Annotated in this window: 24 protein-coding genes and 1 pseudogene; 10 read left to right on the top strand and 15 right to left on the bottom strand. The window is 70.3% G+C overall.

Annotated elements, in window-relative coordinates:
* Positions 1–134 precede the first annotated feature (134 nt).
* Positions 135–629, top strand: a complete 495-nt coding sequence (locus tag ACYVJS_RS06600) for a universal stress protein (RefSeq protein ID WP_460738886.1) — start codon at positions 135–137, stop codon at positions 627–629.
* A gap of 3 nt (positions 630–632) precedes the next feature.
* Here ACYVJS_RS06600 and ACYVJS_RS06595 read toward each other — a convergent pair whose 3' ends face one another.
* The 4 genes from ACYVJS_RS06595 to ACYVJS_RS06580 all read right to left on the bottom strand — a co-directional run bounded on the left by ACYVJS_RS06595 (position 633) and on the right by ACYVJS_RS06580 (position 3476).
* Positions 633–1238, bottom strand: coding sequence for a PadR family transcriptional regulator (locus ACYVJS_RS06595; RefSeq protein WP_460738884.1), 606 nt, complete (start codon positions 1236–1238; stop codon positions 633–635).
* Positions 1238–2071, bottom strand: coding sequence for a DUF4097 family beta strand repeat-containing protein (locus ACYVJS_RS06590; protein ID WP_460738882.1), 834 nt, complete (start codon positions 2069–2071; stop codon positions 1238–1240). The genes ACYVJS_RS06595 and ACYVJS_RS06590 overlap by 1 nt, the downstream gene beginning before the upstream one ends.
* Positions 2072–2371: 300 nt before the next feature.
* On the bottom strand, positions 2372–3235 hold the full coding sequence (locus tag ACYVJS_RS06585; RefSeq protein WP_460738880.1) for a class I SAM-dependent methyltransferase: 864 nt from the start codon (positions 3233–3235) through the stop codon (positions 2372–2374).
* 76 nt (positions 3236–3311) lie between these two features.
* Entirely contained in the window at positions 3312–3476 is a 165-nt protein-coding gene (locus tag ACYVJS_RS06580; protein ID WP_137418322.1) for a DUF2207 domain-containing protein, read from the bottom strand.
* 229 nt (positions 3477–3705) lie between these two features.
* Here ACYVJS_RS06580 and ACYVJS_RS06575 point away from each other — a divergent pair, with 229 nt between their 5' ends.
* The 5 genes from ACYVJS_RS06575 to ACYVJS_RS06555 all read left to right on the top strand — a co-directional run bounded on the left by ACYVJS_RS06575 (position 3706) and on the right by ACYVJS_RS06555 (position 9047).
* Positions 3706–3975, top strand: coding sequence for a DUF7218 family protein (locus ACYVJS_RS06575; protein WP_460738878.1), 270 nt, complete (start codon positions 3706–3708; stop codon positions 3973–3975).
* A gap of 1 nt (position 3976) precedes the next feature.
* Positions 3977–4939 carry a DNA topoisomerase IB gene (locus tag ACYVJS_RS06570; protein WP_460738876.1) on the top strand — a complete coding sequence of 321 codons (963 nt, stop codon included), beginning with the start codon at positions 3977–3979 and terminating at the stop codon, positions 4937–4939.
* A 76-nt stretch (positions 4940–5015) separates the two neighbouring features.
* Positions 5016–5390 (top strand): fluoride efflux transporter FluC, encoded by a 375-nt coding sequence (locus ACYVJS_RS06565; protein WP_460738874.1) that lies wholly within the window; start codon positions 5016–5018, stop codon positions 5388–5390.
* The gene (locus tag ACYVJS_RS06560; RefSeq protein WP_460738872.1) at positions 5387–5758 is read left to right on the top strand and encodes a fluoride efflux transporter FluC; all 372 of its coding nucleotides are present in this window, start codon (positions 5387–5389) and stop codon (positions 5756–5758) included. Before ACYVJS_RS06565 ends, ACYVJS_RS06560 begins: the two co-directional genes overlap by 4 nt.
* A 124-nt stretch (positions 5759–5882) precedes the next feature.
* Positions 5883–9047, top strand: coding sequence for an efflux RND transporter permease subunit (locus tag ACYVJS_RS06555; protein WP_460738870.1), 3165 nt, complete (start codon positions 5883–5885; stop codon positions 9045–9047).
* Between the two features lie 208 nt (positions 9048–9255).
* Here ACYVJS_RS06555 and ACYVJS_RS06550 read toward each other — a convergent pair.
* Both ACYVJS_RS06550 and ACYVJS_RS06545 read right to left on the bottom strand, forming a co-directional pair.
* Positions 9256–9855, bottom strand: a pseudogene (locus ACYVJS_RS06550) (hypothetical protein); the annotation flags it as partial.
* A gap of 285 nt (positions 9856–10140) precedes the next feature.
* Positions 10141–11049 (bottom strand): aldose 1-epimerase family protein, encoded by a 909-nt coding sequence (locus ACYVJS_RS06545; RefSeq protein WP_460738868.1) that lies wholly within the window; start codon positions 11047–11049, stop codon positions 10141–10143.
* Between the two features lie 234 nt (positions 11050–11283).
* On the opposite strand from ACYVJS_RS06545, the gene ACYVJS_RS06540 reads away from it, so the two are divergent.
* A complete protein-coding gene (locus ACYVJS_RS06540; protein WP_460738866.1) occupies positions 11284–13455 on the top strand; it encodes a DEAD/DEAH box helicase in 2172 nt (723 codons plus the stop codon).
* Between the two features lie 57 nt (positions 13456–13512).
* Here ACYVJS_RS06540 and ACYVJS_RS06535 read toward each other — a convergent pair whose 3' ends face one another.
* A complete protein-coding gene (locus tag ACYVJS_RS06535) occupies positions 13513–14580 on the bottom strand; it encodes an Rv2578c family radical SAM protein (RefSeq protein ID WP_460739870.1) in 1068 nt (355 codons plus the stop codon).
* Positions 14581–14688: 108 nt separating this feature from the next.
* Here ACYVJS_RS06535 and ACYVJS_RS06530 point away from each other — a divergent pair, with 108 nt between their 5' ends.
* From ACYVJS_RS06530 to ACYVJS_RS06520, 3 genes are all read left to right on the top strand, one after another.
* Positions 14689–15654: a M15 family metallopeptidase gene (locus ACYVJS_RS06530; RefSeq protein ID WP_460738864.1), complete on the top strand. Its 966-nt coding sequence runs from the start codon at positions 14689–14691 to the stop codon at positions 15652–15654.
* A gap of 50 nt (positions 15655–15704) precedes the next feature.
* The gene (locus ACYVJS_RS06525; protein ID WP_460738862.1) at positions 15705–16877 is read left to right on the top strand and encodes a hypothetical protein; all 1173 of its coding nucleotides are present in this window, start codon (positions 15705–15707) and stop codon (positions 16875–16877) included.
* Between the two features lie 161 nt (positions 16878–17038).
* On the top strand, positions 17039–18202 hold the full coding sequence (locus ACYVJS_RS06520) for an acyl-CoA dehydrogenase family protein (RefSeq protein ID WP_460738860.1): 1164 nt from the start codon (positions 17039–17041) through the stop codon (positions 18200–18202).
* 104 nt (positions 18203–18306) lie between these two features.
* Here the strand turns inward: ACYVJS_RS06520 and ACYVJS_RS06515 are convergent, their stop codons facing one another.
* The 8 genes from ACYVJS_RS06515 to ACYVJS_RS06480 all read right to left on the bottom strand — a co-directional run bounded on the left by ACYVJS_RS06515 (position 18307) and on the right by ACYVJS_RS06480 (position 24814).
* Complete coding sequence (locus tag ACYVJS_RS06515; RefSeq protein ID WP_460738858.1) at positions 18307–18870, bottom strand: ECF transporter S component; 564 nt, start codon at positions 18868–18870, stop codon at positions 18307–18309.
* Positions 18867–19721, bottom strand: a complete 855-nt coding sequence (locus ACYVJS_RS06510) for a siderophore-interacting protein (RefSeq protein ID WP_460738856.1) — start codon at positions 19719–19721, stop codon at positions 18867–18869. Before ACYVJS_RS06510 ends, ACYVJS_RS06515 begins: the two co-directional genes overlap by 4 nt.
* A gap of 23 nt (positions 19722–19744) precedes the next feature.
* A complete protein-coding gene (locus tag ACYVJS_RS06505; RefSeq protein ID WP_460738854.1) occupies positions 19745–20560 on the bottom strand; it encodes an energy-coupling factor transporter transmembrane component T in 816 nt (271 codons plus the stop codon).
* The gene (locus ACYVJS_RS06500) at positions 20557–22305 is read right to left on the bottom strand and encodes an ABC transporter ATP-binding protein (RefSeq protein WP_460738852.1); all 1749 of its coding nucleotides are present in this window, start codon (positions 22303–22305) and stop codon (positions 20557–20559) included. The genes ACYVJS_RS06505 and ACYVJS_RS06500 overlap by 4 nt, the downstream gene beginning before the upstream one ends.
* A gap of 47 nt (positions 22306–22352) precedes the next feature.
* Positions 22353–22934 carry a TetR/AcrR family transcriptional regulator gene (locus ACYVJS_RS06495; RefSeq protein WP_460738850.1) on the bottom strand — a complete coding sequence of 194 codons (582 nt, stop codon included), beginning with the start codon at positions 22932–22934 and terminating at the stop codon, positions 22353–22355.
* A 4-nt stretch (positions 22935–22938) separates the two neighbouring features.
* Positions 22939–23487, bottom strand: coding sequence for an ECF transporter S component (locus tag ACYVJS_RS06490; RefSeq protein ID WP_460738848.1), 549 nt, complete (start codon positions 23485–23487; stop codon positions 22939–22941).
* 62 nt (positions 23488–23549) lie between these two features.
* Entirely contained in the window at positions 23550–24524 is a 975-nt protein-coding gene (locus tag ACYVJS_RS06485; protein ID WP_460738846.1) for a pirin family protein, read from the bottom strand.
* Positions 24521–24814 carry a GNAT family N-acetyltransferase gene (locus ACYVJS_RS06480; RefSeq protein ID WP_344226508.1) on the bottom strand — a complete coding sequence of 98 codons (294 nt, stop codon included), beginning with the start codon at positions 24812–24814 and terminating at the stop codon, positions 24521–24523. The genes ACYVJS_RS06485 and ACYVJS_RS06480 overlap by 4 nt, the downstream gene beginning before the upstream one ends.
* Positions 24815–24846 lie beyond the last annotated feature (32 nt).

Raw genomic sequence — 24846 nt, 5'->3', positions numbered from 1 at the left:
TCATATTCTGACGGCGAGGGCTGCAGCTGGCGCCCATCGCATCCGCGTAGTCCGGTTTCTGAACCGGGAAGAGTAGCATTAACAATAACACGGTGGCTCGCGGGGTCTCTCCCGCGGCCGCCCGCGGAGGAGTCATGAGCGAAGAGGCTGTGGGACCGGTCGTGCTGGGAGCGACGGCGGATCTTCCCGATCGGGTCTGGATGGAAGCCGCCCGCTATGCGCGGCTGTTCGGACGCGATCTCGTCGTGGCCTACGTCGATGTGACGCGCTTCGTCACCTACGCGGATCCCGACGGGGTGGAGCACAGTGCGCCGATCGATCTGAACCTCGCGGCGGGTCAGGCGCAGGCGGACGCGGTGCGTGCTCGAGCCGAGCAGCTCCTCGCGCCGGATGCGTGGACGATGCGCTCACTGGTGGGTGACCCGGCGATGGCGCTGAAGGATCTCGCCGATCAGGTGGACGCCGTGATGATCGTGGTCGGCACGCGCCGGCGCGGATTCGGTGAGACCCTCCGGGAGTTCTTCACCGGATCGGTCGCCGCGCGCCTGGCGCATCGTCAGCACCGGCCGGTGCTCGTCGTTCCTCTCGAGGAGCCCCTGGCCGACGCCGACGATCCGTGGGTCGAGTAGTCCCTAGCCGCGCAGCCCCCGGGTGAGCTCGCGTGCGGCCGCATCCATCGCCTCGATGAAGGCGTCGACGGCGGATGCGGAGAGCTGTCCGCCCCGTGCCACGTGCGTGCGCATGTCGGCGCGCACCTGCGTGCGGAACTCGGTGACGGCCGCTTCCGCGCGTCGCAGCTGCTCGCGCGCGGCGCTTCGCTCGTCGTCCTCGCGTGGCTGCGCGGGGGCGTCCCGGTCGGCTTTGGACGCCGCGGCGAGATCGGCGCGCAGGCTCCGCATCGCCTCGCGCACGCTGCCGCGCACCTCCTGGGCGATCAGACGCACGGAGTCCGCGAGGTCGGACTGGATACCCTCGAGCTCGCCCTGACGGGCCGCGACCTCGGCGCGTCCCGCATCCGTGAGCGCGTAGATCGTCTTGCGACCGTCGACCGTCTTGGTGACCAGGCCCTCCTCCTCCAGCTTCGCGAGCCGGGGATAGATCGTGCCCGCGCTGGGCGTGTAGGTGCCGCCCGTCCGGTCGGCCAGCGCCTGCATGAGGTCGTAGCCGTGACGGGGCGACTCGTCGAGGAGGCTGAGCAGGTACAGGCGCAGGTCGCCGTGGGAGAAGACCGGGGCCATCACTGCTCGTCCTCCCCGACGGGGCGGCGGAGCACCGTGATGTCGCCCGAGACCGAGTTCGCCCGCACGTCCACGAAGCTGCCGCTGAGCTCGCCGATCGAACCGGAGTAGTTCGTGGTCGGCCCGCTGCCGCGGCCGGAGTGCGGCACCCCGTCGATCTGCACGCGACCGCTGACGCTGCGCACCACGTAGTTGGCGGGCAGTCCCGCATCCAGACGGATGGTGGTGCTGCCGGCGACGGTGTTCAGGCCGATCTGGTGCACCGGGCCGATCGCGTCGATCATCATGCTGCCGGAGACCGTGTCGATCGTCGCCTTCGTGATGCGGCCGGTCGCCGTCACGTCGCCCGAGACGCTGTTGGCGTTCAGGGCGCCGTCGAGCCCGCGGCTCTGCACGTCGCCCGAGACGGCGTTGACGGTGAGGTCGCCGCTCAGTCCGTCGACGATCACGTCGCCCGAGACGGTGTTGACCCGCGCGTCCGCGGCGAGGCCGGAGACGAGAGCGCTGGCGTTGACGACGCCGAGGGTGAGTGCGATATCGGCGGGGACCGCGACGCTGATCTCGGCCTTGGGGCCGCCGGAGCCGAAGTTGCGGAACACCTCGAGGAAGTTGTCCCACCGCAGCTGCGGGTGGTCGATCTCGACGCGGCCGTCCTCTGCGGAGATGCGCAGGTCTTTCGTCGTCACCGCGTGCACCTCGATGCGCACGCCGGGTTCGTCGTGGGCCACGATATCGATCTCACCGCCGACCAGACCCACCTTCAGGTGCGTGATGTCGTCCAGGTCGATCACGCGCGTCTCGCCGGGGTGGATGAGCCATTTTTCCGGTGCCATGTCCGTTCTCCTCGTCTATCGAGATATATCGCGTTGTGAAGATAACACGATATATCTCGATTCGGAAGACCCGAACTCCTGCGAAACGGCCGATCCGGGCTCGCGGCCGCGCTGCCGCGGGGATTCTGCGGGAGTTCGGACGCGGGCCGGCGTGCACAACTCAGCCAGTACCGGCCCCAGGCCGGGGGGGGATGCGGGAACAGGCGGGATGTGGCTGAGTTGTGAAGCGGGATGGGAGGCGCCGGCGAGGGGCAGGGGTGTGGCTCAAGCGGGCGGAGTGCCCCCGGTGCAGGAGCCAGCTCAGGCGGGCTTGGTCGCCCGGATCGTGTAGGTCAGCGGCATGACGCCGGCGAAGCGGCCTGTCAACACCCATTCGCCGTCGGTGGCGCGGTGCGTCATGCGACCGGGCAGCGCCTCCCACGGCACGCTGTCGTGTTCGACGAACGCGTCGATGCGCAGGCCCGCATCCAGCAGCGCGGTCACGATCTCGCCCAGAGCGTGGTTCCACTCGTAGGTCTTGGTCGCCGTCAGCGCACGCGTCGTCGGCACGTAGGTCGAGTCGTCGTCCCATTCGAGGGGCTCGGCCGGCTCGAAGTAGGAGAAGCGGAGGTGGATGTCGTCTTCGAGGGTCTCGTTGACGGACCACAGGATGGGGTGCCCCTCGCGGATGAACAGCGACCCGCCGGGGGCGAGTAGGGTCGCGACGACCCGCGCCCACTGGTCGACCCGCGGCAGCCAGCACAGTGTGCCGATGCCGGTGTACACGAGGTCGAAGGATGCGGGCTCGAGCACCGATGCCGCATCCCTCACGTCGGAGCGGACGAAGTCGACCTCGTCACCCGACTCTGCGACGAGCCTGCGAGCCTCCGCGATCGCCGTCTCGGAGAAGTCCAGCCCCGTCACGTGCGCGCCGAGCCGCGCGAGGGAAAGCGTGTCGGTGCCGATGTGGCACTGCAGATGCACGGCGCGCTTGCCGCGGATGTCGCCGAGGAGGGGCAGATCGAAGCGGACGACATCGGAGAGCGCCTCGCGGTCGGCGACGAAGCGCTCGATCCCGTACCCGGATCCGTCGCGCGCGGCGTGGAGTTCGGCGCGCTCGTCCCAGTTGGCACGGTTCGCCTCGACGAAGGGGGTGGGATCGATGTGCTCGCGCGCGGAGACCATGCGCTCACGCTACCCGCGGACAGCCGCGCACGAAAAAGGGGCACCCGTCGGTGACGGATGCCCCTCTCTCGAGGTGTCAGACCTTGCTGCCGCCTCGGATGACTCGGAGCAGGAACGCGATCAGCGCGATGACGCCGACGATGAGTGCCACCCACAGCAGCCAGTTCAGGGCTGTGTTGAGGCCTCCGACGATCGCCAGCACGATGGCGACGACGATGATGATGAGCAGTGCGATGTTCATCTGGATTCTCCTCGTTCTCGCCGGGACGCCGCGCGGCCCGGGTGCCTCGTGGGCACATCCCAACGTTCCCACTGCTCACTCACAGCGTCAGAGGGGTTGACGCTCGAAAGCGCCCGGTGCTAGTCGCGTGGGCGCGCGTCCTCTCACATGTCAAGCCCGCCGATGGACGGATGAGGGGCGCTCTAGCGTCGGGGGAGCGCTTCGTGGACGCGGGGCGGGAGAGGCCGACATGCCGGGTGGACGCGGGGCGAACAGCCTGAAGGATCCGAAGCTGTATGAGGAATTGCGCGACGAGGGCGCCTCGAAGGAGAAGGCCGCGCGCATCTCCAATGCCGCCGCCCGCGACGGCCGATCGGCTGTCGGCAGGCGCGGCGGACGCTCCGGCGACTACGAGGACTGGACAGTCCCCGAACTGCGCCAGCGAGCGAAGGAGCTCGGCCTCACTGGATACTCCGGCAAGCGCAAGGCGGAGCTCATCTCGGCTCTGCGCAACCACTGACGTGGCGCGACTGGCCCGGGTCGATCCCGGATCGGATGCGGGGATCACCCGCACGCGCAGCGGCTCGGGGTTCAGCTATACGCGGCCCGACGGTACCAAGGTCACGGCCGCGGAGCGGGCCCGCATCGAAGCCCTCGTCATCCCGCCGGCCTGGCGGGAGGTGTGGATCTGCGCGAAGGACAACGGCCACATCCAGGCGGTCGGCACCGATGACGCCGGGCGCCGGCAGTATCTGTACCACCCCGACTGGTCGGCCCGTCGGGACAAGGGCAAGTACGCGCGTGCGTTGGCCCTGGCGGAGTCGTTGCCGCGCGCTCGCGGACGGGTGACGGCGGCGCTGCGGCGCGCGGACGATTCGCGCGAGGCCGTGCTCGCCGCGGCGTTCCGGATGCTGGATGCGGGTGCCATCCGCATCGGCTCGACCAAGTACCTGCGCCGCGGTGGCGGACGAGGCCTCACGACCCTGCAGCGCCGCGACGTCCGCGTCGAGGCGGGGGCGATCGAGCTCGACTTCCCCGCGAAGAGCGGGGTGCGCGCCCGCATTCGGATCGAGGACGAGGATCTCGCCGTCGTTCTCGAACAGTTGACGGCGGGGCGCCCGCGCTCGCCGCTGCTGGCCTACCGGCGCGGACGGCGACGTGTGCCCCTCACCCCGGGGGAGGTGAACGCCTACATCCGCGTGCTGACCGGCGGAGACTTCACGGCGAAGGACTTCCGGACGCTGCGGGGAACGGTCACCGCGGCGGAGAACCTCGCGCGCCTCGGTCACGTGGAGACGAAGAAGGCGCGCAAGCTGGCCGAGCGCGACGCCGTGAAGGCGACAGCGGCCGTGCTGTGCAACACCCCCTCGGTTGCTCGCAGTAGCTACATCGATCCGCGCGTCTGGCGGGCGTACGCGAAGGGGCGGCTGCTGGAGTCGGGCGTCTCGCCGGAGACCGCGATCCGGCGTCTCGTCGAAGGGTGAGCCCTGGCGACGGGTGACGAACGAAGCGCAGACGGATGTCGGAAGAAGACGTCCGCGGCGGGAGTAGCGTTGCCCCGTGGCAGCAGGGTTCTCGTGGCGGCATCTCGGACTGATCGTCCTCGGCGGCGCCCTCGGCACCGCCGCCCGCGCCGGGCTGTTGCTCGTGGATGTGCCGGGATGGCACTCGATCGCGGTGTCCGTCATCAATGTCACCGGAGCCTTTGCGCTGGGCCTGCTGACGGCGGTGCTGACCCGTCGCGCCGAGACCGCGCGCTCGCGCGATCTGCGCCAGCTGCTCGGAACCGGTGTGCTCGGCGGCTACACGACCTACAGCACGTTCGCGGTGCAGGCGGTCGACGGCGCGGCGGTCGCACTCACCCTCGCCACCGCGGCTGTGGGACTCGCTGCGGCGTTGGCGGGCCTCGCGCTCGGGCGGAGGAGGTCCGCATGACGCCTCTCACGTTTCTCGTCATGGCCGTCGCGGGGGGGATCGGTGCGGGTGCGCGCTACGTCGTTGACCTCGCGGTCACCGCGCTCGCGGGCGCTCGATTCCCCTGGGGGACGCTCGTCATCAACGTGACGGGCTCCTTCGCGCTCGGCCTTCTGACCGGCGCGGTGTCGGATGCGGCGCTGCTCGCGGTGATCGGCACGGGCCTCCTGGGCGGTTTCACGACCTTCAGCTCGGTGGCCGCGGTCAGCGCCGTGATGGCGACCGACCGTCGCGGGTGGGCCGCCGCCACCAACACGATCGGCACACTCGTGCTGGCCCTCGCCGCCGCGGCCGCGGGTCTGGCGATCGGCGGGCTCATCGCCGGATAGGCCGGCGACCCCGGCGACCCCGGCGATCGCGCGAGAACGCGTGAGATACTGACCTCGATACAGCCCTGTATCGTGCCTCCTCGCCGCTGCACCCTCTCGAGTCGGCCGTCATGAAAGCGCTCCCGTGTCACACCTGGCAGTCCTCAGTCTGAAGAACCGCGCGCTGATCGCGCTCATCACGATCGTCGCGGCGATCTTCGGCTCGCTCGCGCTCACCAGCCTCAAGCAGGAGCTCATCCCCTCGGTCGAGTTCCCGCAGCTGTCGATCCTGTCCACGTATCCCGGCGCCTCGCCGGAGGTCGTCTCCAATGACGTGTCGACGCCGATCGAGACGGCGATCCAGGGCGTCCCGGGTCTTGAATCCACGACGGCGACGAGCACCACCAACGCCTCGATCGTGCGCGCGTCGTTCACCTACGGCACCAACCTCGCCACCGCCGAGCAGAAGATCAGCCTGGCGATCGGGCGCATCAAGGACCAGCTGCCGACCGGCGTCGAGCCCAACGTCATCTCCGTATCGATCGACGATCTACCCGTCATCCAGCTGGCCGTCACGGGATACAGCGACGCGCAGGCGATCCAGGACAGGCTCGAGTCCGCCGTCGTCCCCGAGATCCAGGATCTCGCCGGCGTCAACGCCGCGCAGATCGTCGGCGGCATCGGCAAGCGTGTGGTCATCACCCCGGATGCGGCGAAGCTGGCCGCATCCGGTTTCACACAGCAGGCGATCACCGACGCGCTCGACAAGAACGGCGTGCTCTTCCCCGGCGGCGCCATCACCGAGGGTGATCAGACGCTGACGGTGCAGACCGGAGCCAAGATCACGTCCGTCGACGAGCTCGCGGCGCTCCCGCTCGTGCCGACGGATGCGGCGCAGTTCGGCGCGGGGACCGTGACGATCGGTCAGGTCGCCACCGTCGCCGAAGCGGCCGATCCGGTCACATCGCTCTCCCGGGTCAACGGGGAGCCGGCTCTGACGATCGCCGTCACCAAGCTCCCGGCGGCGAACACCGTCGATGTCTCCCGTGCGGTCACCGATGCGTTGCCGCAGCTCAGCGACGCGCTCGGCGGAGATGCGCAGTTCTCCGTGGTCTTCGATCAGGCGCCCTACATTGAGCAGTCCATCGAGGCGCTTGCGCAGGAGGGGCTGCTCGGGCTGGTCTTCGCCGTTCTCGTCATCCTCATCTTCCTGCTGTCGGTGCGCGCGACGATCGTCACCGCGATCTCGATCCCGACGAGCGTGCTGATCACCTTCATCGGCATCCAGGCGTTCGGCTACTCGCTGAACATCCTCACCCTCGGCGCTCTGACCATCGCGATCGGGCGCGTCGTCGACGACTCGATCGTCGTCATCGAGAACATCCGCCGGCACTACGTCGGCGACGCCGACAAACGCGCCTCGATCCTGCTCGCCGTGCGCGAGGTGGCGGCGGCGGTGACCGCATCCACGATCACGACCGTCGCGGTCTTCCTGCCGATCGCCTTCGTCGGCGACCTCACGGGCGAGCTGTTCCGCCCCTTCGCGTTGACCGTCACCCTCGCGATGACCGCGTCGCTGTTCGTGTCGCTCACGATCGTGCCCGTGCTCGCCTACTGGTTCCTGAAGCCCGGCAAGCCGGTGGAAGGTCCCGACGGAGAGCACATCGACCCCGAGGACCCGTCCGCGCCGCCCTCGCGTCTGCAGAAGGCGTACCTGCCGGTGCTGTCGTGGACGCTCAAGCACTCGTGGGTGACGCTCGGCATCGCGCTGCTGGTGCTCGTCGGCACGGGCGCGCTGGCTCCGCTGATGAAGACGAACTTCCTCGGCGATTCCGGTCAGAACACGCTGACCATCACGCAGACCCTTGGCCCGGCCGCCAGCCTCGACGCGGAGGATGCGGCGGCATCCCGCGTGGAGGAGACCCTCAAGGGCGTCGACGGCATCGAGACCGTGCAGGTCTCGATCGGCTCGAGCGGCTCCGCCGTGCGCGACGCGTTCTCCGGCGGCAGCGGCGGCATCACCTACTCGATCACGACGGATGCGGGAGCCGACCAGCTCGCCCTCCGCGACCGCGTGCAGTCCGCCCTCGCCGACCTCGACGACGTGGGCACCATCGCGCTCGCCTCCTCCGGCGGCGGCTTCGGCTCGAGCGACATCGAGATCGATGTGACCGCCCCCGACCAGCAGACGCTGCAGGAGGCGACGGATGCGGTGCAGTCGGGCCTCGAGGGCAAGGACGGCATCTCGCAGGTCACGAGCAACCTCTCCGCGTCACTGCCCTACATCGCCGTGACGGTGGATCGGGATGCCGCTGCAGCACGCGGCCTGTCCGAGGTCGCCGTCGGCGGGCTCGTCTCCGGCACCATGCAGCCGCGCCAGGTGGGCTCGGTGGAGATCGACGGCACCTCGCTGACGGTATACCTCGCCGCATCCCAGGTCCCGGTGACGATCGACGATCTGCGGGCACTCACCATCCCGAGTGCCGGGGGCGTGGTGCGACTCGACCAGATCGCGACGGTGGAGCAGAGCCAGGGGCCCACCTCCATCACGACCGAGCGCGGCCAGCGCACCGCCACGGTCACCGTCACCCCGGCGGGCGACGACCTGACGTCGGCCAACGCGACCGTCAACACGGCGCTCGCCGACGTGTCGCTGCCGACGGGGGCCGATGCCTCGCTCGGGGGTGTCGTCACCCAGCAGACCGACGCGTTCACGCAGCTGGGCCTCGCGATGCTCGCGGCGATCCTGATCGTCTACATCGTCATGGTCGCGACCTTCAAGTCGCTGCGTCAGCCGCTGCTGCTGCTCGTCTCCGTGCCGTTCGCGGCGACGGGCGCCATCCTGTTGCAGATCGCGACGGGCGTACCGCTGGGAGTGGCCTCGCTCATCGGCGTGCTGATGCTCATCGGCATCGTGGTGACGAACGCGATCGTGCTCGTCGACCTGGTCAACCAGTACCGCGAGAAGGGGCTGAACGCGCATGACGCCACGGTCGCGGGCGGCTCACGCAGACTCCGCCCGATCCTGATGACGGCGGCGGCGACGATCTTCGCGCTGACGCCGATGGCGCTGGGGATCACGGGCCACGGCGGCTTCATCTCGCAGCCGCTGGCCATCGTGGTCATCGGCGGATTGGTCTCCTCGACGGTGCTGACGCTGCTCGTGCTGCCGACGCTCTACAACCTCGTCGAGGGTGCGAAAGAGCGGCGGCGTGCGCGCCGCGCCGGCGACGAACCGGCATCCGGCTCGCCCGAGACCGACGGGGAACCCGATGCGCCGACGACACGGCGGGCGCTGCGGGGGTCGTGACCTCGAGGGCTCCGGCGCCGGTCGCGCTTCGCGGCTCGGTGTCGGACGCCTCGGCGCGGGCGAGGATCTCCGGCGCTTCGGATGCGTGTGCGGGTGTCGCCGGCTCGACGGCGGTGGCGGGGGCACCGCACGCGGCCAGAGCGCTGAGGAACACGCCCGACCAGCCGAACATCGCGCTGAAGGCGATGACCTCGAACAGGGCGAGGTTGATGGTGCCTGCGACGAAGACCCAGGCTCCGGCGAACAGGCCCACGAAGACGAATCCCGTCGTCAGCACCAGCCGCTTCGGGAAGCGGTGCATCATGAAGGGGCTGGTCAGCAGGAGTCCGGCGAAGCCGAGAACCATCGCGGCGGCGACCCGGTCGTGCACGAATCCGTTGGTCGTCAGCGGCACGCATCCCACCAGGGCGAGGTTGGCGCCGACGACGGAGAAGAGGATGCGGGCGGTCATCGCCGTGCCCCGGCGCACCCGCGTCCCCTCCAGCGGACGGAGCTGGCGAGCGGCGGCGCGCGCGAACAGCAGCACGGTGGAGCCGCCGAGGATGAGCGTGCCGTTGAAGAACATCGCCGACGCGTCGCCGTAGGTGCCGAGCTGGCTGAAGTGCAGGCGCCACCACTGCGGATTCGTGGTCGTCGCGATCGAGATCCCGAGCCCGGTGAGCAGGATCGTCAGCGCCAGGGTGGCGAGATGCACGGCATCAGCCTGAAGGAGCTCGCTCACCGCCCGGTGCAGTCGCACGCGCGGTGGCGTGGGGTCTGCCCCGCTGAGGCTCGAAGCGGGAAACGACGCGAAAACGGTACGCAGCATGCGGGTACCCTCCACCCAGACGGACACCGATCCAGCCGGCGGAACGTGGAGCCCCTTGCACGCACCGGCTGGCGAGCAGCGCAGCCGGTCGGCGTCGCCGCAGCGGTTGAAACCGCATGGGTCAACGATATCCGTCGGAGGTTACCGACAACCCCGGTGCGTGTTACCGGCGGACGCGGAACGCGCCGCCGGTGGGCGCCGAGCGCGCATCCGTTCGCCGCGTGAGCACCCCATCGGATGCGCGCTCGATGAAGGAGCGCTCACTCGCGAGTCGAGGCCGCCGCCTCAGGGGCGTGTGAGGGAGATGCCCCACTCGAGTTCCCACGTCTCGCCGGGCTCTAGCCAGCGCAGGTCTCGGCCCGAGTTCAGGGCGTCTGCGGGGGCGGTCATCGGCTCGATCGCGACCGCCACCTCCTGCCCCGGGTAACGGTCGGTCGTGAAGACTTGGAGGTATTCGAACCCGGCGCCGGCCCACAGCTCGAGGCGGCGGCCGTCGGGGGCGTGCAGCACGCCGCGGACTCGACCGTCCGTCCCGCGTCGCAGTGTCGAGTAGGCGGTGTCGAGCGTCAGGTCTCCGACCCGGCGCGGTGCGCGCAGGTCGTGCGCCGCATCCACCGGCTCCTCGGCGATCGGGAGGTTGCGCTCGTCGAGGCGGAACCAGGTCGCCGCATCCACTTCGAGGCGCAGCTCGGCGGTGGGTACATCCGAGATGCAGAGGTACGGATGCGTGCCGAGCGCGACGGGTGCCGCATCCGTACCGACGTTCGCGATCTGGTGCAGGACGTTCAGGCCGTCGTCGGTCAGGGCGTAGGTCACCCGGGTCGCGAGATGGAAGGGGTAACCGGTCTGGGGGAAGACGTCGGCCTCGAGCGTCACCGCATCCGCCTCCGAGCCCACCAGGCGGTAGGGGGTGAAGCGCAGGAGCCCGTGCGAGGCGTTGCCGAGCTTGGGCTCGGTGAGCGCGAGCTGGTAGTCGGTGCCGCGCTGCGACCAGCGCCCGTCGCGCACCCGGTTGGGCCACGGAACCAGAACCACCCCGGATGCGGCGGGCGTCGCCGCCGTGTCGGGATAGTGAGGAACGAGGTCGACGCCGTCGATCCGCAGCGCGCGCAACGAGGCTCCCACTTCGGTGATCTCGGCCGATCCGTTCGGCGACGACAGGCGGTGACGGACTCCGGTCGGATCGGCGCTCATCCTCTCAGCGTACTCACGTGAGGCACTTTCCCAGTCGAGTGGGTTACTCTGGAATGTCGGCTCTGGACACCGCGTGGTGCGCGGATGGGTTTGTGAGTCCATGGGGCCGATGGTGAGCGCCGCTCGGCGCACATGACCATCATCGAAAATGGCCCCGGCCGACGGTAGTCCGGGTATGCCCGCGTTCTGAGCGGGTGCTGTTCTCGTGCGAAGAGAACCCAGGAAGAATCACCCATGCCCAAGAACAAGAAGCCCGCCGGCGGACGTCCGGCCAAGAACTTCGAGCCCCGCTACGGCGCGAAGACCTCGTTCCAGGACCGCAAGCGTCGTCCGGGCGAGTCCTCCGCCGGCTCGACCGGCTCCAAGAGCCCCAACCACCGCGGTTTCCGCGAGGAGACCGCGGAGTCGGCTCCCAAGCGTCGTTGGACCTCGGCCGAGCGCGCCGGCCGCGATGAGGCCCGCGGCATCCGCGAGGGCCGTCCCGCCCGTTCGTTCGACGAGCGCCCGACCCGTCGCGAAGGCGACCGTCCGGCTCGTTCGTTCGATGACCGTCCGCGTCGTTCGTTCGACGACCGTCCGGCTCGTTCGTTTGACGACCGTCCGGCTCGTCGCGATGGCGATCGTCCGGCGCGTTCGTTCGATGACCGTCCGCGTCGTTCGTTCGACGACCGCCCGGCTCGTTCGTTCGATGACCGTCCGGCTCGTCGCGATGGTGACCGTCCGGCGCGTTCGTTCGATGACCGCCCGCGTCGTTCGTTCGATGACCGCCCGCGTCGTTCGTTCGATGACCGCCCGCGTCGTTCGTTCGACGACCGTCCGGCGCGCCGCGAGGGTGAGCGTCCGGCGCGTTCGTTCGATGACCGTCCCCGTCGTTCGTTCGACGACCGTCCGGCGCGCCGCGAGGGTGAGCGTCCGGCTCGCTCCTTCAGCGATCGTCCGGCGCGTTCGTTCGACGACCGTCCCCGTCGTTCGTTCGATGACCGCCCCGCGCGTTCGTTCGATGACCGTCCCCGCCGCTCCTCCGACGACCGTCCGGCGCGTCGCGAGGGCGGCAACCGTTCGGATTGGGCCCACGCGGCCGGAGGCTCCGCGCAGCGCGGGAGCGATGCGTGGAGGGGTCGTGGGGAGAACGCGACCGCAGCCAAGGCGCACGAGCAGCACGTCGACGTCGTGCACGAGCGTCTCGAGGCCGAAGCCGTCCAGGCCGAGACCGTTGAGGGTCAGGGCTTCGGTGAGCTCGGCCTCGGTCAGAACATCGTGAAGGTGCTCGCCGAGCTCGGTGCGCCCAGTCCGTTCCCGATCCAGTCCGCGACGATCCCCCCGATCCTTGAGGGACGCGACGTGCTCGCCCGCGGCCGCACCGGCTCCGGCAAGACCATCGCCTTCGGCGCACCGCTGGTGGAGCGCATCCTGCGCGCACAGGCGGGCACGCGCCGCGAGTTCGGCCGCCGTCCCAAGGCGCTCATCCTCGCGCCGACGCGTGAGCTCGCCCTGCAGATCGACCGCACCGTGCAGCCGATCGCGCGCAGCGTCGGCCTGTTCACCACGCAGATCTACGGCGGCGTGCCCCAGGCGCGTCAGGTCGGTGCGCTCAAGAAGGGCATCGACATCATCATCGGTACCCCCGGCCGCATCGAGGACCTCATCAACCAGGGCAAGCTCGACCTGTCCGAGGTGCAGGTCTCGGTTCTGGACGAGGCCGACCACATGGCCGAGCTCGGATTCGCCGAGCCCGTGCAGCGCATCCTGCGCCTGACGGGCGAGGGCAGCCAGAAGCTGCTGTTCTCCGCCACGCTCGACCGCGAGGTCGCGGCCCTCGTCGACGAGTTCCTCGTCGATCCGGCCGTCTACGAGGTCGCCGGCGAGACGCAGGAGACCGGAACGATCGACCACCGCGTGTTCGTCGTCGACCACCGCGACAAGGCCGAGCTGCTCGCGTCCCTTGTGGACCGTGACGGCAAGACGCTCGTCTTCTCGCGCACCCGCGCGTTCGCCGAGATGCTCGTCGAGAACTTCGAGGACGCCGGCATCTCCGCCGTCGCTCTGCACGGAGACCTCAACCAGGCCAAGCGCACGCGCAACCTGCAGCGCCTGACCGACGGCAAGGTGAACGTGCTGGTCGCCACCGACGTGGCGGCCCGCGGCATCCACGTCGATGACATCGACCTGGTCATCCAGGCCGACGCTCCCGACGAGTACAAGACGTACCTGCACCGCTCCGGCCGCACCGGCCGCGCCGGTCGCAGCGGCACCGTTGTCACGCTGGTCCCGCGTCAGCGCCGCCGTCGCATGACGGAGCTGCTCTCGCGCGCCGAGATCGACGCGCCGTTCGAAGAGGTCCGTCCCGGCGACGACGTCGTCGAGGAGGTCGCCGGGCGCCAGCTCGCCGACGTCGCCTCCGCCTGACGCCGAGTCCCGCAACGCCCCCTCGCCCCGCGCGAGGGGGCGTTGCCGCGTCTCGGGTCAGAACAGGCGCGCCGGCTGCGGCGTCGAACCGGTGAAGCGCACGGATGCGGCCGCCGCCGCCGCGCGTGCGCCGGGAGCGACTGGACGCGCGCGTACCGGCTCCTCCTCGTCGCGACCGTCGAGGCGGTGCACCCGCAACAGGGGTCGAACGCGCCGCGAGAGCCACTGTCGATACGCCTTCGGGGCGCTCACCGAAGCCCCCGGGTACAGCCCCAGGTAGCTCGAGACGAGCTCCGGATGCTCGCGCCGCAGCCACGCCATGAACCAGGGCTTCACGCCGGGACGCAGATGCAGTGCGCCGTAGACGACGCGGACCGCCCCCGCCTCCTTGATGCGCCGCAGCGCGTCGTCGAGCGCCGCGATCGAGTCGGTCAGGTGCGGCATCACGGGCATGAGGAAGACGGTGACGCGGAAGCCCGCATCCGTCGCCGCGCGCACCGTGTCGAGGCGAGCCTGTGACGTCGGGGTGCCGGGTTCGACAGAGCGCTGCAGGTCGTCGTCGAAGAGGGCGATCGACATCGCGATCGATACGGGGACCCGCTCGTGCGCCCGTTGCAGCACCGGCAGATCGCGACGCAGCAGCGTGCCTTTCGTGAGGATGGAGAAGGGTGTTCCGGATGCGGCCAGGGCGTCGATGATGCCGGGCATGAGTCGGTAGCGCCCCTCTGCACGCTGGTACGGGTCGGTGTTCGTGCCGAGGGCGACGTGCTCCCGGCCCCACGAGCTGCGGGCGAGCTCGCGCTCGAGCACCTCGGCGATGTTCACCTTCACCACGACCTGGGTGTCGAAGTCGCGACCCGCATCGAGGTCGAGGTAGGTGTGCGTGCCGCGTGCGAAGCAGTACGTGCAGGCGTGGCTGCACCCGCGATACGGGTTGATGGTCCAGTCGAAAGGCATCGCGGACGAACCGGGGACGTGGTTGAGCGCGGAGCGCGCCGCGACTTCGTGGAACGTCATGCCGGCGAACTCCGGTGTCGTCACCGAGCGCACGAGAGAGTCGAGTCGCTCCATGCCGGGGAGTGCAGCCGCATCCTCCTCGCCGACCTTCTGCCCGTTCCACCGCATGACGACAGTGGAACAAAGATACGAATGCATGTCAACCCTGGTGGACGATGATTCGTACAGGGGTATGGGTCAGCTCGCCCATCGCGCGCCCGGGAGGCACAATGGAGCGTGATCTCCACCGCGTCACCCGAGACGCTTCCCTCACGCCGCGCTGCGCGCGTCGCGTCCGGGCGGCTCCGTCGCCGCCGCATCGCGGTCGCGTGTCTCGCGGTGGCCGGCGTCGTGGTGGCGGCCCTGTGGCTGAGTGCTGTGCTGGCGGGAGCCCCGGTGGCCGCTCCCGCCGCGCCCGCGGGTCCGCCCGCGGCGCAGGCCATCCCCGCGCCGGTGTTCACCCGGGCGCCCGCCGCCGCATCCATCTGCGACGACCCGGCCGTCGCCGCAGCGGTTGCGGCCGGCGATGACGAGGCCGTGATCGTGGCCGCCGGTGGGGGGATGTCCTTTCGAGAAGCCGTCGTCTCCGGAACTGCCCCGTGCATCTCGCTGTCCGACCCGGCCCGCCGCTGGGTCGTCGTCAACAAGCAGCGGCCTCTGAACCCGCTCGACTACGAGCCGCAGGGCATCGTCCAGGTGCAGGGTCTGAAGACCTTCAACGCCGGCGTGCTCCGCCAGGATGCCGCCGCCGCGCTGCAGCAGATGGCCGAGGCCGTCGAGACGGCCGGTGTCGGTTCGCTCGGGCAGCTCAGCGGCTATCGCTCCTACGACACGCAGGTGTCGACCTACCAGGAGAACGTGGCGCGCGGCGGGCAGGTCGAGGCGGAGATCTCGAGCGCACGGCCGGGATTCAGCGAGCACCAGCTCGGCCTCGCGATGGACCTCATGCCCTGCGGCAGCGGATGCGGGACGCTCGACGACTTCGGAGCCTCTCCCGAGGGGCAGTGGGTGGCCGCGAACGCCTGGCAGTTCGGGTTCATCGTGCGCTACGAGCAGGGTGACACCCCTGTCACGGGGTACGAAGCGGAGCCCTGGCACCTCCGCTACATCGGGCCGGAGCTGGCGCAGGCGTATCACGAGGGCGGCTGGCACACGCTCGAGGAGTTCTTCGGCCTTCCCGCTGCACCCTCCTACCCCGGATGACCCGCCCCGGCCGGCATCGGTGGCCGAAGTCGGCTCGTTAGCATGGAGGCATGATCCGCCTTCTGTTCTTCGTGGGGGCGGGGATGGCCCTCGGCGCTCTCGTGGTCTCGGAGATCGGCCCGCCGGGTGCCGGCGAGATCACCTTCCCGGCCGGGATGGCCCTGGCGATCTTCAGCGGCATCCTGATACTGATCGCGAGGGCCACGCGGGGAATGCCCGCCGTGTCGACCACGGACCTCGATGCGGCGCGATCCGAGGGCAGGATGGCCCTCGCCCGCATCGACGCCGTGACTCAGACCGGCACACTCATCAACGATCAGCCGGTGTGCGACCTCGATCTCAGCATCCAGCCGCTGGAGGGCCCCGCGTATCGCGCGCGTGTGCGCCAGCTCGTGCGGCTCGTCGACATCCCCGCCGTCCAGCCGGGGAATCTGCGCGCGGTCGCGCTGCTGAGTGCGGACGGCGCCGAGGTGGCGTTCGCCGACGATGACGTCACCGAGGCGCCGTACGCGGGAATCCGCATCCCCGCGCAGGCCGAACTCGGCGAGCCGCGCCTTCCCGAGCCGGGAGTGGTCACGATCAAGGGACGGCGACGCGGACCCCTGATCGGCATCGGCCCGAAGGGGAGGGGAGTGCGGTTCGTCCTGTTCGCCCTCGCGTTCCTCGTCGCCGGCACATCGGTGGCCCTGCCTTACCCGGCGGCGGTCGCTCAGACCATCACCGCTCTCGGACAGGGGCGGCTCACCGCGGATCTGCGCCAGCCGGAGATGGCTGCCGACGCCGTCGCTGCCCTCACCGCGAAGATCGGGCACGATCGGGTGCTCAGCATCTCCGTGAGCGAGGATGTCATCCTCGTCGATGCTCCCGTGACGCCCGGCTCCACCGATACCGACCGCTGGGAGTACCGCCGCGGTGAGGTGATCCCCGACGGTCCGGCGCCGTCGCAGCCGGATTCGGCCGCCGAGCAGTTCTCGCTCGACGAGGTGTCCTGGGCCGGTCTGTGGACCGCCATGCAGACGGCCGCCGACACGGAAGGGTTCGACAGCTTGAGCGGCGTCGCGCTGCGGGTGCAACGGGCAGCCGACGGCGACATCGATTCGCCGACGTTCGCGCAGCCTGCGGGGCCGGTGCGCGCGCGTTTCTGGTTCGACGGGGACTACCGCTCGGCCTCCTACGACGTCGCTCCCGACGGTACGGACCCGGTGCGCACCGAGGGGAACTGACCCGCTGGAGGGCGTCCACAATCGCGACACTCGGTTTCGGTGTGCGTGGAATGCGATTCCACAGCGTGGTGTGCTCCGCGCGCATCCGCCGGTTTAGGATCGCGTCAGGCGATGGCGCCGCAGCGTGTCGACGCAGGCGCCCCGAGATGGAGGAGACGTCCGTGGAACGCGACATCTACGACGAGGATCACGAGGCCTTCCGGGAGGTCGTGGTCGAGTTCATCAAGCGCTACGGCACGAACGCCCGGCGCGAAGCGTGGGATGCGGCCGGTCAGATCGACCGCGAGACCATGAGGGCCGCCGGCGACGCCGGGATCATCGGACTGTCGGTTCCCGAGGAGTTCGGCGGCGCGGGGATGCTGCAGGACTACCGCTTCCGTGCCGTGGTCAACGAGGAGGTCATCAAGGCCGGGCTCGGGTCCCTGGCGGGTGCCTTCGGCATCCAGGACGACCTCGCCGTGCCGTACCTGGCCCACTTCGGCACGCCGGAGCAGAAGCAGAAGTGGTTGCCCGGCATGGCCACCGGTGAGGTCATCGGTGCGCTCGCCATGACCGAGCCCGGTGCGGGCAGCGATCTGCGCGGCATCTCGACCGTGGCGAAGAAGGTGGACGGCGGGTGGATCCTGAACGGCGCCAAGACGTTCATCTCCTCCGGCGCGACGGCCGACATCGTCGTCACCTTCGTCAAGACGGGGGAGGGCAACCGCCCCGACGCGTTCAGCCTCGTGCTCGTCGAGAACGGCATGGAGGGCTTCGATCACGGAAAGAAGCTGCACAAGATGGGCTTCGCCGGGCACGACACCGCGGAGCTGTCGTTCACCGACGTCTTCATCCCCGACGAGAATCTCATCGGGGGCGAAACCGGGCACGGCTTCGTGCAGCTCATGCGCAACCTTCCGCTCGAGCGGCTGTCGATCGGCGTGGCCGCGGCTGCGGCCGCGGAGGCGGGCCTGCGCTGGACGCTCGAGTACACGAGCAGTCGCGAGGCGTTCGGCCACGCGATCGCCGACTTCCAGAACACGCGCTTCCGCCTGGCCGACATGGCCACGACGGTCGATGTGCTGTGGGCCTACGTCGACCGCGCCATCGCGCTGTACGGCGAGGGCAAGCTCACACCGGAGGAGGCCGCCAAGGTCAAGTTCTGGACGACGGAGCGTGAATGGGAGGTGCTCGATGCCGCCGTCCAGCTGCACGGCGGGTACGGCTACATCCTCGAATACCCCGTCGCGCGCGCATTCGTCGATGCCCGCGTGCACCGCATCTACGGCGGCACGAACGAGATCATGCGCGAGATCGTCGCGCGTCAGGTGACCGGCCGGAAGTAGCCCCCGGCGGCGTCCCCGCGCCACCCGGTGTTCGCCTGTCACAGATCGACGCGTGAGCGTCGATCTGTGACAGGCGAACGAGGCGGGTTGGCCGATCTCCGGGCTCAGCGGGGCTGGCGGCGGGCGAGGCGCGCGACGCCCGCGCGCCGGAGGGCGTCGGCGATCACGACCCCGATCGCTGTACCCGCCAGGCAGCTCGCGATCGTGAGCGCGAAGAAGCCGATCATCATGGGCACGGGCATGGTCCACAGATTGAAGTACTCTGCCGCGAAGAGGGGATAGACGACGCCGATGACGAGTGCGCCGGCGAAGTGCAGCCAGGTCCCCCAGTAGCGGTACAGCACGAGCAGGAACGGCAGCTCGGCGAAGAACGCCCACCACAGGTTCGTGCCGATGTAGGGCAGCACGACGATCCCCGAGATGAGGCCCACGAGAAGGCCCACCCCCGGCCGCTGCAGCAGTCGCAGCGCGATGGTCGCCGGCAGCAGCCACATCCCCGCCAGCGCCACCGACGCGAACGGCACGACCGCGAAGAGCAGCGTCGACAGGCCGGTCACGGCCCACAGCACCACACCCCCTGCGACGCCGATCGCGGCGCAGGTCAGCAGTACGAGGGTCGGGATGCGGCCGCGCGCCGTTCGCGGGGTCTCGGCGGACGGGGCGCTCACGCGTCGACCTCCGTGGAGGTCGGTGCGGGACGCGCCGCCCCCACCCGCCAATAGCCGATGAAACTGATCGAGGCTTTGTCGAGGCCGCGGGCGACGAGCGCACGACGGGCGGATGTCGGCAGCGACTGCTCGCCGACGATGAACGCGTGCACCCCCTCTGCGGGCAGCGGGACATCCTCGAGTGCCGCGAGCGCGAGGGTGCCGGGGCGGGTCTGGGCGTCGCGCACGAGCCACCGCACCTCGACGCCGGCGGGCGCATCGAACGCCAGCGCGTCGGCCTCGGACGGCACCTCGATGAGGGCAACGCCCGTCGCGCTCGCCGGCAGCGAGGCGCACACTCCGGACACCGCGGGCAGTCCCGTCTCGTCCGCGGCGAGGATCACCCGATCGACGCCGCGTCCCGGGTCGAACCCGAGCCCCTCGTCGATGATCACCACACTGTCGCCCGGGCGTGCGGATGCGGCCCACCGGGATGCCGGGCCCGCATCGGGCCCTGTGCCGTGCAGCACGAAGTCGACGTCGATCTCCGGTCCCTTGACCGCGGTCGCCGCCCGGTAGGCGCGCACGGTGTAGTTGCGCATGACGGGACGCACGCCATCCGGGATCCGCAGGTACTTCAGGTACCCGATCAGCTTGTTCGCCTTGGCGGGGATCCGCTCCAGACCCTCGTCGCCGCCGACAGGGAGGAAGAGGCGGAACCACTGGTCGTAGCCGAGCGGCACGAACCTGTCGATCTCGCCGTCGCCCAAGGTCACCCGCATCCAGTGCTCGCTGAGGCGTTCGGTGCGCACCACCCGCAGGTGCAGGAGGTCGGGGGATGCGGGTTTCACAAGACGGGAGAACCGAGCCATGCGGAGCCTTTCTGTCGGGTGGGTCAGGCGCCGGCCCACGGGCGCGCGATGAGGAAGACCGCCGCCGACACGGTCCAGAACGCGAGGACGAAGACGACGTCGCGGATGCGGAAGGGCACCAGGTGACGCTCGGTGCGGTCGGGGTGGGCGCCGAACGCGCGGGCATCCATCGCGAGGGCGACCCGCTCGGCGTGACGGATCGCACCCGCGAGCAGCGGGACGATGTAGCCGCCCCAGCGGGCGATCGCGGCAAAAGGTCCGCGCCCGCCGTGCGATCCGCGCACTCGGTGCGCCTGCCGGATCACATCGAGTTCGTGCGCGAACCGCGGCACGAAACGGAATGCGGCCAGAGCCGTGTAGCCGATGCGGTACGGCACACGCAGCTGCTGCACGAGCGATCGGGCGAGGTCCGCCCCCGAGGTCGTGAATCCCGCGGCCAGGGCGAGCGCGAGGATCGCGATCAGGCGCAGCGCCGTGGCGAAGCCGATCGTGAGCGCGCCGGAGAACAATCGCCACTCGCCGATCTGCAGCACGAGCGGCGTCGTGTCGACCTGGGCGGCATCCGTCCACGCGGCGAAGCCGCATCCGAGCACGAGCACGGCGGCCGGCAGCGCCAGGAACAGTGTGAGCAGCACCTGACGCGACGCCCGCGCGCCCACGAGCAGCACCGCGTAGGCGAGCACGAGGAATGCGAGCGGGGTGGTGAGGTCGCGCACGAAGATCAGCGCGAGACTCGGGGGGATGATGGCCGCGAACTTGGCGAGCGGATTGAGCGCGTAGAGGAAGCGCGCCCCGGATGCGGCCGTGGGAGCCGCGAACGGGTCGATCGTCGCGGTCATGGCAGATCCGCCAATCGCACGACGCCGGTGAGGGCGGGATGACCCTCGAGATGCGCGAGCGCGTGCCGCAGCGGCGGAGGGCGCAACCCGGCTCGCTCGACGAGTGCCGCGTCGGCGAACACGTCGGATGTGGCGCCGGATGCGGCGATACGCCCCTCGTGCACCACGACCACGTGATCGGCGTACTCCGTCACGAGCTGCATGTCGTGCGTGACCACGAGCACCGTGGTACCGGCGGCATTGAGCTCGGCGAGCAGCGCGAGCAGTTCGTCGGCGCGGGCGCGGTCCTGTCCGAAGGTCGGTTCGTCGAGCGCGAGCACCGGGGCGCCGGCCACGAGGGCCGTGCCGACGGAGAGGCGGCGCTTCTGGCCGCCCGAAAGAAGGAAGGGATGGGCCCCGGCGCGCTCTGCCAGCCCGAACCGCGCAAGCAGCTCGTCGGTGCGCCGGCGCACCTCGTCGTCGGCGAGCCGCTGCCTGCGCAGGCCGTGCGCGATCTCGTCGGCGACCGTGTGGGCGATGAACTGGTGCTCCGGGTTCTGGAACACGAAGCCGATGCGGGCGGGAAGCGTCCGGGCGTCCGCGCGGCCCACGTCGATCCCGGCGACCGTCACGGTGCCGCGCGGGGGGACGACGACTCCCGCGATCGCCTGCAGCAGGCTGGTCTTTCCGGCGCCGTTGGCTCCGATGATCGCGACGAAGGAGCCTGCGGCGACGCTCAGCGACACGTCGTGCAGCACCTCGGTGCGCCCGCGCCGCAGAGTGAGAGAGCGCACCTCGACGATCGGCTCGCGGGGTTCGCGCGACACGGCGGCCGCCTGCACGGCGGGCACGGCGGATGCAGGCGCGGGCTGCGCCTCGAGCGCCGCGCGCAGCTCGAGCGGACTCAGCGGCAGCGGATCCATGCGGTACCCCGCCGACCGCAGACGGAGCCCCGCGAGGGTGCAGGTCGGCAGCCACACGCCGAGCTCGTGCAGCTCGTCGGCCCGCGCACGCAGCACGTCGTCGACGCCACCATCCGCGATGACCGCCCCCGCCGCATCCAGCACGACGACGCGATCGATCAGCGGCACGGCCGCATCCAGGTTGTGTTCGATCAGCAGAATGGCGCGATCCCCGGCTGCGACGAGTTCGGCGAGCGTCGCGTACACGTCTTCGATGCCGTGCGGATCGAGGTTGGCCGTGGGCTCGTCGAGCACCAGCAGGGGAGAGCCCATGGCCAGAGCCGCGGCGATCGCGAGCCGCTGACGTCCGCCGCCGGACAGCCGGTCCGGGTTCTCGTGGCGCCGGTCCCAGAGCCCGACCCGGCGCAGAGCGTCTTCGGCGCGGCGGAGCACCTCGTCGACGGGGAGCCGCAGGTTCTCGGGACCGAAGGCGACCTCGTCGAGGAGCGTGCCGGTGACGAGCTGGGCATCCGGATCCTGGAACACCATCGCCACCTGCGTGCTCAGCTGGGCGACGGAGGCGTCGCGGGTATCCAGGCTCCCGGCCGTCACCCGGCCGGTGACTCCGGCCGGGATGTCGTGGGGGATGAGTCCGTTCAGCGCCAGGGCCAGCGTCGACTTGCCGGAGCCGCTGGGCCCCAGCAGCAGCACGACTTCGCCGGGGTCGATCCGGAACGTGGCGGATGCGGGCGAGGGGCGCGCGGCGCCCTCGTGGGTGATCGAGAGGTCTTCGACCCGCAGGAGGGGTGCATCGACGCCGGATGCGGCGAACGAGGCGTCGCGGTCGGCGGAGGCAGCAGGCACGAAGGATCCAGAGTTCGGACGGGCGGGTCCTCCCAACTTAGCCTAACCTAACTCGCCTTCTCCAGAAGCTCGTCGATACTGCGTTCGTAGGCCGCCGTCAGCAGCGCGGGCCCCATCCCGCACAGGAGCGCGAACTGCAGGCCGCGCCACTCCGCGACGACGCGCGTCGCGGCGAGCTCGGCCGCATCCGGGGTCCAGCCCTCGGCGACGAACACCGCGCGCACGCGACGCACCCAGCCGGTGCCGAGGTGCGAGAGGAACTCGTTCCAGCGCTCGGGGTCTCCGAGGGCGACCGCGAAGCGGTGGAAGAACATGACCAGGTAGGGCCGGTTCTCGGGCGCGCCGATGTCCTGCCATGCCCGCAGCAGGCGCTCCCGCAGCGGAGCGTCGTCGGCGGCGAGGCGCTCGAAGACGGCGGCGAGGTGGGGGAAGCGCTCGATCGCGATCTCGGATGCGGCCTCCAGCAGCCGCTCCTTCGAACCGAAGTAGTACAGCAGCATCCGGTTGTTGGAGCCCACCGCGCGCGCGATGCCGGACAGGCTCAGGTCGATGAGGCCGTTCTCGAGGATGAGGTCGGCCGCGAGCTGCGCGAGCCGGCGGCGTTCCGGGCTGTCGGCGCCCTCGGTCATCGACTCAACGCCCGCCGCGTACGACGCCCGCCCGGCGCAGTCCCATGCCGACCCACAGGCCGACGGCGGTCCACGCGACCGGGGCCAGCACCGAGATGGCGAGATAAGCGATCTGCGCCCAGATCGGCAGTGTCTTGAGGTGGGCGGCGAAGAAGACCGCGGCGGCGATGACGACGCCGATCACGAGCGCCGACACGAAGAACCGCCATGCGCGCCAGGACCGGTACCGGGTCGCGGCGGCGACCACCTCCTGGATACCGCCGAAGAGCACCGCGGTCCCGAGGAACTGCAGTGCGTACTGCGGTGCCGTGGCGCTGGAGACGAGAGCAGCCAGCAGGTGCGCCAGGAGAGCGACACCGGGTCGGCGCAGCACCTCCTGCGCGATGATGCCGGGCAGCACGTGCACGCCCAGCAGCAGGCCGTACAGCGGAGGGACGAAACCCAGAAGCGGCACCGTGGCCCAGCCGGCGATGCCGCCGAGGATGCCGGTGGCCACACCGATCGCGGCGCACACGAGCAGCACGCGCGTCGACAGAACGGAGGTGCGGGCCACGTCCCCAGACTATCGGCGCGACGGCGTGGGGCGGCTCGCAGTGACCGGGAGAACTCCGCCGCTCAGAGTCGACGCCGGCGACGCGTCAGCCGCACGGCCGGCAGCAGAGGTGCGGGGACGCGTTCGTCGCCGTGGCCGACGACGTGCGCGAATCGCTCCGAGCCCGCCTCCCACTCCTCGCGAGCCGCCACGATCTCGTCGTGATCGCGTCCGACGAAGTTCCACCACATGACGATCTCGTCCTCGAAGGGTTCGCCGCCCAGGAGGAACAGTGTCGCATGCTCGTCGCTCGAGAGCTCCACCTCGTCTCGTCCGCGACCGAGATACAGCAGTTGCAGCCCTACCAGCTCGGTGCGCTCGGCATCCGCCGTGTGCACCCGCGGAGTGCCGGCGACGCCGACGAGCGCATGCTCCCAGTCCGCACGCAGCGGCAGCGTGATGCGGGATCCTGCGGGTACGCGGACCTCGGCCCCCACGATCGGCGTATAGGCGGATGCGGGCGAGCGCACTCCTGCCAGCTCTCCCATGACGACGATGGCGCCGCCGCCACCGTTCAGCGCCAGCTCGGGGAGGTCGGTGTGCTGCTCGAAGGCGGGCTCGCCGTGGCGACGCGAGTCGGGCAGGGCGATCCACAGCTGCAGGGCGTCGAGGGGGATGGGGTCATCGGTGACCGAGTACTCGGAGTGGGCGATGCCGCGCCCGCTCGTCATGAGGTTGAGCTGGCCGCGGGAGATCAGCACGTCGCTGCCGATGCCGTCGCGGTGGCGTACCTCGCCCATCAGCGGCCAGGTGACCGTCTGCAGTCCGATGTGCGGGTGCGGCTCCACCCGCATCCGCACCTCCTGGGGGCCGAAGCGATCGAGGAAGCACCACGCGCCGACCATCGGCAGCTCGCGCTGCGGGAGGGCACGGTGCACCTGCATCGCGCGCACGCCGCCGAGCGGGACCTCGCGCGCGTCGAGCACGACGGCGCGGGGGCCGTCGCACTCGACCGACTGCTCGAGGCTCTCCTCGGCGTCAGCGTCGAGCCGGGTCACGGCCAGGCGACCTTGAGGCCGGGAACCTCGTGCTCGCGCAGGTACTTCGCCACGAACGGACAGAGCGGGACGATCGTCTCGCCGCGCTGCGCCTCGTCCTCAAGAGCGCGTTCGACCAGGATGCTGGCGACACCGTGACCCTTGAAGGCGGGATCCACCTGGGTGTGGGGGAAGACCGTGCGGCCCTCCTCGTCCGTGTAGAAGGCCGTGAAGCCCGCCGGCACGTCATCGAGGAAGACCTCGTACCTGTCCTCGCCGCGTTCGACGCGCACGTTCAGTTCATCCGACATGGCTCTCCTCTGCTCGCGTGCTCCCACGCTAG

The organism is Microbacterium neimengense (assembly GCF_054782995.1).
Note: the sequence above shows the minus strand (reverse complement) of the source record. Positions and strands in the feature narration are given on the sequence as shown.

Coding starts and splice junctions, on each gene's coding strand:
- ACYVJS_RS06600 (WP_460738886.1), top strand. CDS start 135: ATGAGCGAAGAGGCTGTGGGACCGGTCGTGCTGGGAGCGACGGCGGAT.
- ACYVJS_RS06595 (WP_460738884.1), bottom strand. CDS start 1,238: ATGGCCCCGGTCTTCTCCCACGGCGACCTGCGCCTGTACCTGCTCAGC.
- ACYVJS_RS06590 (WP_460738882.1), bottom strand. CDS start 2,071: ATGGCACCGGAAAAATGGCTCATCCACCCCGGCGAGACGCGCGTGATC.
- ACYVJS_RS06585 (WP_460738880.1), bottom strand. CDS start 3,235: ATGGTCTCCGCGCGCGAGCACATCGATCCCACCCCCTTCGTCGAGGCG.
- ACYVJS_RS06580 (WP_137418322.1), bottom strand. CDS start 3,476: ATGAACATCGCACTGCTCATCATCATCGTCGTCGCCATCGTGCTGGCG.
- ACYVJS_RS06575 (WP_460738878.1), top strand. CDS start 3,706: ATGCCGGGTGGACGCGGGGCGAACAGCCTGAAGGATCCGAAGCTGTAT.
- ACYVJS_RS06560 (WP_460738872.1), top strand. CDS start 5,387: ATGACGCCTCTCACGTTTCTCGTCATGGCCGTCGCGGGGGGGATCGGT.
- ACYVJS_RS06545 (WP_460738868.1), bottom strand. CDS start 11,049: ATGAGCGCCGATCCGACCGGAGTCCGTCACCGCCTGTCGTCGCCGAAC.
- ACYVJS_RS06540 (WP_460738866.1), top strand. CDS start 11,284: ATGCCCAAGAACAAGAAGCCCGCCGGCGGACGTCCGGCCAAGAACTTC.
- ACYVJS_RS06535 (WP_460739870.1), bottom strand. CDS start 14,580: ATGCGGTGGAACGGGCAGAAGGTCGGCGAGGAGGATGCGGCTGCACTC.
- ACYVJS_RS06525 (WP_460738862.1), top strand. CDS start 15,705: ATGATCCGCCTTCTGTTCTTCGTGGGGGCGGGGATGGCCCTCGGCGCT.
- ACYVJS_RS06510 (WP_460738856.1), bottom strand. CDS start 19,721: ATGGCTCGGTTCTCCCGTCTTGTGAAACCCGCATCCCCCGACCTCCTG.
- ACYVJS_RS06505 (WP_460738854.1), bottom strand. CDS start 20,560: ATGACCGCGACGATCGACCCGTTCGCGGCTCCCACGGCCGCATCCGGG.
- ACYVJS_RS06495 (WP_460738850.1), bottom strand. CDS start 22,934: ATGACCGAGGGCGCCGACAGCCCGGAACGCCGCCGGCTCGCGCAGCTC.
- ACYVJS_RS06480 (WP_344226508.1), bottom strand. CDS start 24,814: ATGTCGGATGAACTGAACGTGCGCGTCGAACGCGGCGAGGACAGGTAC.